This window comes from Candidatus Desulfatibia sp., from assembly GCF_036446775.1.
Lineage (GTDB): Bacteria > Desulfobacterota > Desulfobacteria > Desulfobacterales > UBA11574 > Desulfatibia_A.
The window spans coordinates 1-8,530 of sequence record NZ_JAZFTO010000136.1 but is presented as its reverse complement, the minus strand read 5'-3'; the positions used below and the strand labels follow the sequence as shown (position 1 = coordinate 8,530).

Sequence of the window (8,530 nt, the reverse complement as noted above, 5' to 3'; positions counted from 1 at the left end):
CAAGCAGCAGAACCCTCTCCGGCCGGGCCGGGTCGTGACCATATAGAGGATGCGGGCGGTGAACCGCCGCTGGAGGTCGAAGCAGAAACCGTCGCCGGAAAGGAACCCACAGCCCCAGCCGAAACTAAGAAATTCGGCAATTATGAAGTTGTCAAGCTGCTGGGAAAGGGCGGATTCGGTTCGGTCTGGCAAGCCACAGCGGCAGACGGCCTACCAGTGGCCGTCAAGGTGTTGAACCCGGACGTTTTGGATAACGACCGGGCCGTGCGAAAATTTTTTCACGAGGCCATTAACCTGTCCAAGATGAATCATCCGAATATTTGCCGGTTTATCGATTTTTTCCCTCAAGAGGGGAACTACGCCATTGTAATGGATTTTGTCCAGGGAACCGATTTGAAGGATCTGCTTAAGAAACAGAGCGGCCCTCTGCCCTTTGACACCGCACGCCAGATTGCGGCACAGGCTCTGGATGCTTTACATTATGCCCACCAAAAACAAGTGCTTCACCGGGATATCAAACCGGAAAACATCACTCTGACTACGGAAGGGGCAGTAAAAATCATGGATTTTGGCATCGCCAGGCTGTCTTCTTCCGAATCACAGCAAACCTCCTTATTTATGATATCGCCTGCATACACGGCACCCGAACGGTTTGACGAAACTAAAACCGAGGATGTGGACCACCGTGCGGACATTTACTCGCTGGGCCTTGTGTTCTATGAGATATTTGCCGGTAAACACCCCTTTCCAACGACCAATCCGATGGAAATGATTATGGCCCATTTAAACACGGTTCCCGCTCCGCCGGATGAGATTGCAGACCTGCCTCAGGAAATCAGCGATGCGATTCTCAAAGCCCTGGAAAAGGATCCGGAAGATCGGTTTGAGGATTTTGCAGCTTTTAAAATGGAAATGCTGGGCGAGGCTCCGCTGCGGGCGTCCCAGTCGATCGGGCCGTTGGAGTTTTCCGGTGAATACTGCAAAGACGGCGCCGCGTTCCTGAAAATGCTTTCCGGCATTGTTAAAAAGCACCAGAAGCAAGCCAGGAAGATCACTGTGGGTCAGGTGGGGAAGCAGGTGAATGTGATCATCGAAACCACCGGCGGAAATGAGTTGTGCATTACCAGGGATATATAAAAAACAAACGAGCCGTTTTCATTTGCTGTTGTCGGGTGTGCATTCACGCGTCTCCCACCAAGCCTTGCCGTAATTGATAAAAAGCTGCTCGCCGGCAGAGACATCTTTGATAGTATGAAATACGATCAGGTCCCGCTCCGTGTCGTGCCAATATTCGGTATTGTGTTCATCCGCGTGGTTAAAAATACTTCCCCACCCCAAGGGAAGCGAGTAGTATTCGGACTCGTCTTCCGCATCGTTATGTTCCTGATCTAGAGCATAAACGTAATCATCTATAATACCCGAGCAATCTTCCTCCCTGATACGCAAGTGATGGCACTCTTCAAGTGTCGTATCGGCCGGAATATATTCGGTTGCGAAAACGCCGTGGCCGAATTTAGAGGGTGCTACAACCAGATCGGGATGTCTAACTAATTGTTGAGATGAGAGTTTGGTCATATTTCCCATTAATGATGTCTTTTGATATTAACCGCCTAATCAGACTAATATCATAGATAACTTCGTTTGAAAATCGTGAATTTATTTTGGGGGCTCAACTAAAGCGGATGAACTCGTAAAAAGTCACGAAATAAGATTGAATTGTGCACTGCTTTTGGATATGTAATCGGACGGGAGTCGTTGACAGTACAATTTCAATTGTGCATAAACAAAATACTGATAAATTGTTAACTTTTTAAAATAATAGCGAATATGACAATAGACATAAGAGATAAGTCCCATATCAGCCATCAAGATGTCATGGGGTTAAACTTTATTAAAAAACAAGACACCTATGTGTTTCGAAAATATTATAAGCAGGGACTGCGCTCCCAGATTATAGAGATACTGGATTCAAGCGATGCCATCAAGCAAGATAAAGGCGAAATTATAAACGGCATAAGATTCTTTCCCAGGGCCAGACCCTTAAATATACTTAGAATATTTAGAGCACAATTTGAATCTATGGAGAATGTTTTTCAAGAGGTAAAAAAATATAAAACCCTGGAAGACTACCTGCCGCCTGATACTTATTCCAAATCTTGTGAATTTGTCGTGGATTATATCAGGGAGGGCAAACGTGATTTTATACTTTGCGGTCTTCAGGAATATATAGAGGGTAAAGTGTTGAATCCATGGGACCTGTTTCATAAGAATCACCTGATAAACCTTGTCCGCAGCATGCGGGATCAAGGCCACAATCCTTTAAAAATGACCACTGAACAGCTTATCCAAAGGGTTAAAAAGCAAGCAAGCAAATTCATAGACAGCCTCAAGCGAATGATCCTGGAAGCAAACTATGTACCCGATCTTGCAGGTATTGGAAATCTAATCCTTACCGCCTGCGGGGATATCAAACTCGTAGACATCAACAATATTTCCAGGGTTTCATGGGGGCCCGACATCGGTCTGGATGACAAAGGCTATCCGGTATGTGATAAATCCATTGAGGCTGTTTCGATCATGGAGCAGAAATTGCTGGACAGAGCCATTGATGAGACGGAAACAATCTATAAAATATTTCTTGATCCTGAAAGGATAAAAAGGGTTAGGGCTTTAGAAGTAAAATTTCATCATACCTCTAAATTTAGAGAACTCTACCCGAAGTAATTAGAATATTAGCTCTTTGCGGAGATAGAGTAGTATAGTAGTCTTATTGAGTTTAGGTAAAAGAAATACAGAACATGGAAAAAGGTTATAAACATAAGGCTGTGCGGATAATTGTCGTGCTTGTACTGGCGCTAACTGTTTATGGTTTGCTTATTACGTTGCGGCCCAAAGCCGAGCGTCAGGTCAAAACCGAAACAGGATTTTTTGTTGAGGTGCTGCCGGCGCAAGCCAAAGACGTAAATATGATGATTGAGACCTATGGAACGGTAAAGGCGCGTGACATCTTAAAGCTGGTTGCCCAAGTTCGAGGCCAGATCGTTGATATGCATTCGTCTTTTGAAGAAGGGAACTTTATCCCTAAAGGGACGGTTATGATGATAATCGATCAGCGGACCTATCAGCTCGAGGTCGACCGGCGCAAGGTTCAGATTGACCAGACGGGAGCCGAGTTTAAACGTTTGAATCAGGAAATACAGAATCTTAAAGCCAGCATTAAAATTGCAAAAGCAGATGCCGATTTGGCTCAAAAAGAGTTTTTACGTTTAAAAAAGTTGATGAGCAAAAATGTAGTGGCGCAGACAAAGCTTGACCAGGCGGAGCAGAGATATCTGGCAAGCCTGGAGCGCATGCAGGGACTTGAAAATCAGCTGGCCCTGACCGGGCCGTTAAGAGAGCAGCTGGAAGCCAAGCGTAATATGGCAAGAGTACAGCTACGCCAGGCGGAGCTTGATCTTGAACGGGCAAGCATTGCTGCTCCTTTTGACGGCTGGGTTATGAAAAAGGCTGTTGAAGCCGGTCAGCATGTTAATTCCGGGCAGTATCTGGGTGAGATTTATTCTGCCGGAGCCCTTGATATTGAGGTACATCTGCCGGTGAAGGACCTGAAATGGCTGCCTTCAGATTTGAAGCCGGACAAAATGCCTGAGGTCGATATCATTTTCAGCACTGTAGAAGGCTCATATATATGGAAAGGCCGTGTTGCCAGGATGAAAGCCCAGATAGATGAAAGAACGAGAACACTGCCGGTCGTCGTGGAGGTAAATGAACACAAAGTTGCTGCAGGCAGGCAGAGTATTATGGTTTTAAGACCGGGCATGTTTGTGGCTGTAAAAATAAAGGGGAGCGAAATCAAGCAGGTATTTGTGCTCCCACGTTATATGGTTCACAATGAGAATGTCGTCTATCTTGTCAATGAAAATCGCTTAGAAATAAGGCCGGTCAGCGTTCTGCGCCGTTACAAGGATTCCGTTTTTATAGAACGGGGGCTGGCGGAGGGAGAGCTTTTAATCAAATCTCCCATATCAAGTGCAGTAGACGGAATGCCGGTAAGATATATTCAGGAGTCGGAAGTTAGAAGACGGAAGAAAGAAGACGGAGATTAGAGGACAGAGGACGGAAGACAGAGACCGGAGATCAGAGGACAGAGGACGGAAGACAGAGGACAGAAGACGGAGATCAGAGGACAGAGAACGGAGGACAGAGAACGGAGGTCAGAGGACAGAGGACGGAGGGCGGAGAGCGGAAGTCAGAGGACGGAGGTCAGAGGACGGAAACCCGCGGCCTCCAGTTCGTAGAGCCTACGCCTCGGAGAGAGAACGCCGCTCATCGGGAAAATAGCCATTTATGGATGGAAACAAATTAGTTTACTGGTGTGAGGCCTTCAGCGCTGATACCCTCCACATAAAACTTAGAGTCGTTCATAAAACTAAAAAAAATGGTTACAAAAGCGATGGAAGCCTGAATCATCAGGGGCTTATTTTGATATAGTACACCCAGTTTCTGATTGCGCACATCTTCCGTTGTGTGCGCGAAATAAGAAGAGAATAAACCGTCCAGCATTTGATCGGCGTCAGGGACGGTAACGGTACCGGTTCCGCCGCTGTAACAGTAGTCCATCGCTTCGATCAGAAGTGTGCGTTGACTCTGGATGTCTTTGAAGTGGTAGCCGATTAAATGGATTAAAGTGCGTTGGGCTTCCTTTAAGCTGGCCATGCATACGTCATCAAACAATAATTGTGAAATGGGATCTTCTTCAACCTTAATTTTTTGCCGTATTAATGAAAGCAATACAGCATTTTTAAAAAGCTGATACAAACGTCTGGAGCCGTTGATAGCAGTTGGAGGCAGATGATTCGTTGCCGGAATATAGCCGCGATAGTTATTGACAAACAAAAGCTGGAAGATATTTTGGAAAAAGTCAACCCCTTCCAGAGGGTCTCGAAGGTCAATGCGCATATCCAGGGTATTATCCAGCCTGTCAGCCAGTTTTACCTGTATCAGTTGAAATGCATCGCGGGAGTGCTCAAGGAGACGTCCGATATAGCGGTAGTAGGATTCCTCCTTGAGCTTGGTTAAATACACCAGACGGTTCATCAGGGCCTGTTCATCTTCTGAAGGCATCTGTTCTAGAAGACGGTATAGCTGTTCCTCAATATCTTTCCAATTTGAAATTTCGAAATCGATCGGCTTAATATCCTCAAGAATATCGTGAAGCAGAGCGCTTAGCAGATCTATCAGATTAAGCGTGTTGAAATTGCGGGCGAACAGAGCGGCAGTGCGAAGTGGGTGCAGGACTGCCAGCGGCCCCAGGCGCCTACGCTTTTGGCTGTAGGCGTTAAATAGATAGCTCAGGGCTTCCATAACTATACGTTTACTTTCGCGGTCCTCGGTGTCATTGGAATGGAAGCGTTTGCCGTCAATAATGAACATTAAGACATTATAACGGTTTAAAGACGCGGCACTCAGATTATAATTTAAGGCCGCAGACAACTTTAAAAATTCAGAGAAGTCGTATAGAGGCATGACCCCTCTCCGTTTGCGTGTCGTAATCCATTGTCACCGGGTTTCGCATGATAAGTTCGATGGCGGTTGCGGCTGCTGCGGCAGCTTCAGGGAAAACATGTCCAAGGGTGCTGATGTGTCTTAAGTTGTCGGCGGTACGGAGGATTAACATGGCAAGGTCACCTTCTTCTATTGCGGCTATAGATGCAACCTTTTTCCAGGGCTGGCCGGTTGCCCAGGCAAACATAATAGCGGCCGGGTTTAAAATCATAGGTCTGACGCTGAAACCTCGCTTGGACATGCATTCCGCAAATGATCGCAGCCGTTTTGTCACCGCTGAAAAGGTTTTCGCCAGCTTGTTAGGTACAAATGCCCGCTCAATTTTGTCATTCGACTCGCGCTCATACACGAATGATGCAATGATGGCGGCCAGCATTACCGGATCTGTTTCCGGAAAGATTCCCAACCTGAAACCTTCTGCGATCATGAGAGGTTGATCGACTCTCAGTCGTGATGCCCATACACCGTCATTGGTCAGTGCGCCACTCTTGGTAACATATCCTGTTTCTTTCAGAAAGTCGAGATGTTTCAAAAAATCTCGCCACAAGTATTTGTGATCAATTTTGAGGCTTTTCCGCGGTTGTCCTTTCATAACCGTGTAGGTGGCAAAGGACTTATGCAGAAGATCTTCGATTTGTTCGGGGGTGTGGGAAAGCAGCAGATTAAGCACCATGGAAAAGTTGATCTTGATCTGGCTGATAACATCAGAGGGAGGCATGGAGATTGTCCTGGCGATTAACCTGATATTCATAAACTTGCCGGGGATCAATACGGCAAATCCGATATGGTCCATCCCTCGACGACCGGCGCGTCCGGTCATCTGATGAAATTCAGTGGGAGTTAGCGCAACAAATTCTTGGCCGTTGAAGCGGTCTGAATTGAGAAAAACAATCGTTCGGGCCGGAAAGTTTACTCCAGCGGCAACTGTAGATGTCGCAAAGACCGCTTCTAACAGCCCTTCCGTCATCAGAGTCTCCAAAACCAGCTTCCATGCCGGCAACTGCCCGCTGTGATGTGCTCCTACACCCAGATGCTCAAGATGCCACAACTGGCGGTGTCCGGCAATATGAGAGCTTTGAGACACAAGCGTGTCAACTCTGCGGCTGAGTCTTTCTTTCCGATTCCGGTCGTGGATCAGGTTGTCGAGACAGAGATCAAGGGCGTGGTTACAATCGGCCCGGGATTTAAGAAAAAATATGGCCGGCAGCAGGCGATATTTTTTTAAAACACGCATGATATCACCAAAAGGGGGAAGTTTGTGGGGCGGTGCCAGTAAGGGGGGGCGCTTACTGCTTGCATAAGCAGCGACCTTTTTGTAGAGTTTTATTTTTTTGGGGGGACTACCTGGGGAAACAAACGGCAGGAGTGTCCCGGATGGATGAAAAAAAAGAGGATAAAGCGGTACCGGCCGTTTTGTCTCTTCGACAACAATACATTTTTTTTTGCGGATTGACGACAGCCAGTCCGCAATGTGACCGGCATTGCCGATGGTGGCCGAAAGTAAGAGCAGTGGTATTCTGAAGGGGAGATAGATCATGGTCTCTTCCCAGACAACGCCGCGGTCTTCGTCACCCAGAAAATGGGCTTCATCAAGGATGACAAAATCGGTGCCCAAGACAGTTCCCGCGTGCATGGCATCATAGAGCTGATTGCGCAGAATTTCGGTTGTCCCGACAATAACGGGTGCATGGGGGTTTTCTTTGCGGTCACCGGTTAAAATGCCGACATTTTCTGCGCCGAATATTTGTGAAAATTCGGCATATTTTGAATTGGTGAGAGCCTTCAGCGGAGAAGCATACCAGGATCTGCCTTTCTCGGCATGTACCCGGGTCATGGCCTGTTGAGCTATCCAGGTTTTACCGGCACCGGTGGGAGCGGTTACCAGGCAGTCGGTCTTCTCGATTGCCGCGAGAGCCTCAAGCTGAAAAGGATCCGGTTGGAAGGGTGTTTTATCCGGGACACCAATGGCGGCAAAAACCTTTTTCAGGCCGGCATCGGCCCCGGGTTTAATTCTAATGACTTTGGACTTTTTTTTGAAGTGATATTTTGATCTTGCGGGGTATCTTTTGCGTCGTTTCATTACAGCCTGGAGATTATTTGGATTACATTTGTTTTTGCTGTCGAGTCGACGTCAAACGGTGAAACGCCATCCAGGTCAGCCTCGATTAAAGCATCATCATAGGGGATAAATCCGATAAACTCAAAATTTTTGAGATGCTTTTGCAAAAACTGTTCATCTTTTTTGCTGCGGATCTTGTTGCCCACCACGGCAATAGCTTTAAGCCCGATTTCAGATGCAAGCTTGTGAATGTGGCCGGCGGTATCCAGACTGCGACGTCCCGGTTCCACCACGACGATAAGTTTGTCTACCGCCGAAGCGGTAGCTCTTCCCAGGTGTTCAATCCCCGCTTCCATATCCATGATTACGATTTCGTTCCTTGCAAGGACAACGTGGGTCATCAGAGCTCTTAAAAGGGTACTTTGCGGGCAGAGACAACCGGATCCTCCCTTTTGAATGCCGCCAAGTCGCATCAGTTTGATATTGCCAAGTCTGGCAGACAGAGCATCGGGCAGATCATCTACCTTGGGATTCAGTTTAAAAAATCCGCCCATGCTTCCGGGCTTTGCTTCGGTCCTTTCAAAAATAAGGTCTTTCATCTCGGCGATGGGCGTTATTTTATGCGCATCGGGGATGCCGAGCGCTGCGGCCAGGTTTGCATCCGGGTCGGCGTCAATCGCCAATACATGCTTGCCACGTTCATTCAAGATTCGGATCAAAAGCGCTGCAAATGTTGTTTTGCCGACGCCCCCTTTACCACTGACAGCTATTTTCATAGATATATCCTTTTTTGTAAAGAATCCTGGCTCTCCGAGGCGTAGGCTCTACCCTCCGGCCTGTAAGCCCTACGGGCTGGAAGCGGAGCCGGAGGCCCAGAGGACCAGGCTTTGGTTTACTCCCATAGGG

General features: G+C 47.4%; 7 protein-coding genes. 3 read left to right on the top strand and 4 right to left on the bottom strand.

Going from position 1 to position 8,530, the window contains the following annotated elements:
* Positions 1-1,137 (top strand): serine/threonine protein kinase (locus tag V3S16_RS06690; RefSeq protein WP_413883896.1); only part of this gene is annotated, 1,137 nt, incomplete at its 5' end.
* Between the two features lie 18 nt (positions 1,138-1,155).
* On the opposite strand, the gene V3S16_RS06685 is transcribed toward V3S16_RS06690, so the two are convergent.
* The gene (locus tag V3S16_RS06685) at positions 1,156-1,575 is read right to left on the bottom strand and encodes an SET domain-containing protein (RefSeq protein WP_413883895.1); all 420 of its coding nucleotides are present in this window, start codon (positions 1,573-1,575) and stop codon (positions 1,156-1,158) included.
* Between the two features lie 252 nt (positions 1,576-1,827).
* Between V3S16_RS06685 and V3S16_RS06680 the strand changes: the two genes are divergently transcribed.
* Both V3S16_RS06680 and V3S16_RS06675 read left to right on the top strand, forming a co-directional pair.
* Positions 1,828-2,724 carry a hypothetical protein gene (locus tag V3S16_RS06680; protein ID WP_413883894.1) on the top strand — a complete coding sequence of 299 codons (897 nt, stop codon included), beginning with the start codon at positions 1,828-1,830 and terminating at the stop codon, positions 2,722-2,724.
* Positions 2,725-2,798: 74 nt separating this feature from the next.
* Positions 2,799-4,106: an efflux RND transporter periplasmic adaptor subunit gene (locus V3S16_RS06675; RefSeq protein WP_413883893.1), complete on the top strand. Its 1,308-nt coding sequence runs from the start codon at positions 2,799-2,801 to the stop codon at positions 4,104-4,106.
* Between the two features lie 256 nt (positions 4,107-4,362).
* Here V3S16_RS06675 and V3S16_RS06670 read toward each other — a convergent pair whose 3' ends face one another.
* From V3S16_RS06670 to V3S16_RS06660, 3 genes are read right to left on the bottom strand one after another with little or no spacing between them, the layout of a single operon-like run.
* Positions 4,363-5,526 carry an HD domain-containing protein gene (locus V3S16_RS06670; RefSeq protein WP_413883892.1) on the bottom strand — a complete coding sequence of 388 codons (1,164 nt, stop codon included), beginning with the start codon at positions 5,524-5,526 and terminating at the stop codon, positions 4,363-4,365.
* Positions 5,504-7,645, bottom strand: coding sequence for a DEAD/DEAH box helicase (locus V3S16_RS06665; protein ID WP_413883891.1), 2,142 nt, complete (start codon positions 7,643-7,645; stop codon positions 5,504-5,506). Before V3S16_RS06665 ends, V3S16_RS06670 begins: the two co-directional genes overlap by 23 nt.
* Complete coding sequence (locus V3S16_RS06660; RefSeq protein ID WP_413883897.1) at positions 7,645-8,406, bottom strand: AAA family ATPase; 762 nt, start codon at positions 8,404-8,406, stop codon at positions 7,645-7,647. The genes V3S16_RS06665 and V3S16_RS06660 overlap by 1 nt, the downstream gene beginning before the upstream one ends.
* Positions 8,407-8,530 lie beyond the last annotated feature (124 nt).

Coding starts and splice junctions, on each gene's coding strand:
- V3S16_RS06685 (WP_413883895.1), bottom strand. CDS start 1,575: ATGACCAAACTCTCATCTCAACAATTAGTTAGACATCCCGATCTGGTT.
- V3S16_RS06680 (WP_413883894.1), top strand. CDS start 1,828: ATGACAATAGACATAAGAGATAAGTCCCATATCAGCCATCAAGATGTC.
- V3S16_RS06675 (WP_413883893.1), top strand. CDS start 2,799: ATGGAAAAAGGTTATAAACATAAGGCTGTGCGGATAATTGTCGTGCTT.
- V3S16_RS06670 (WP_413883892.1), bottom strand. CDS start 5,526: ATGCCTCTATACGACTTCTCTGAATTTTTAAAGTTGTCTGCGGCCTTA.
- V3S16_RS06665 (WP_413883891.1), bottom strand. CDS start 7,645: ATGAAACGACGCAAAAGATACCCCGCAAGATCAAAATATCACTTCAAA.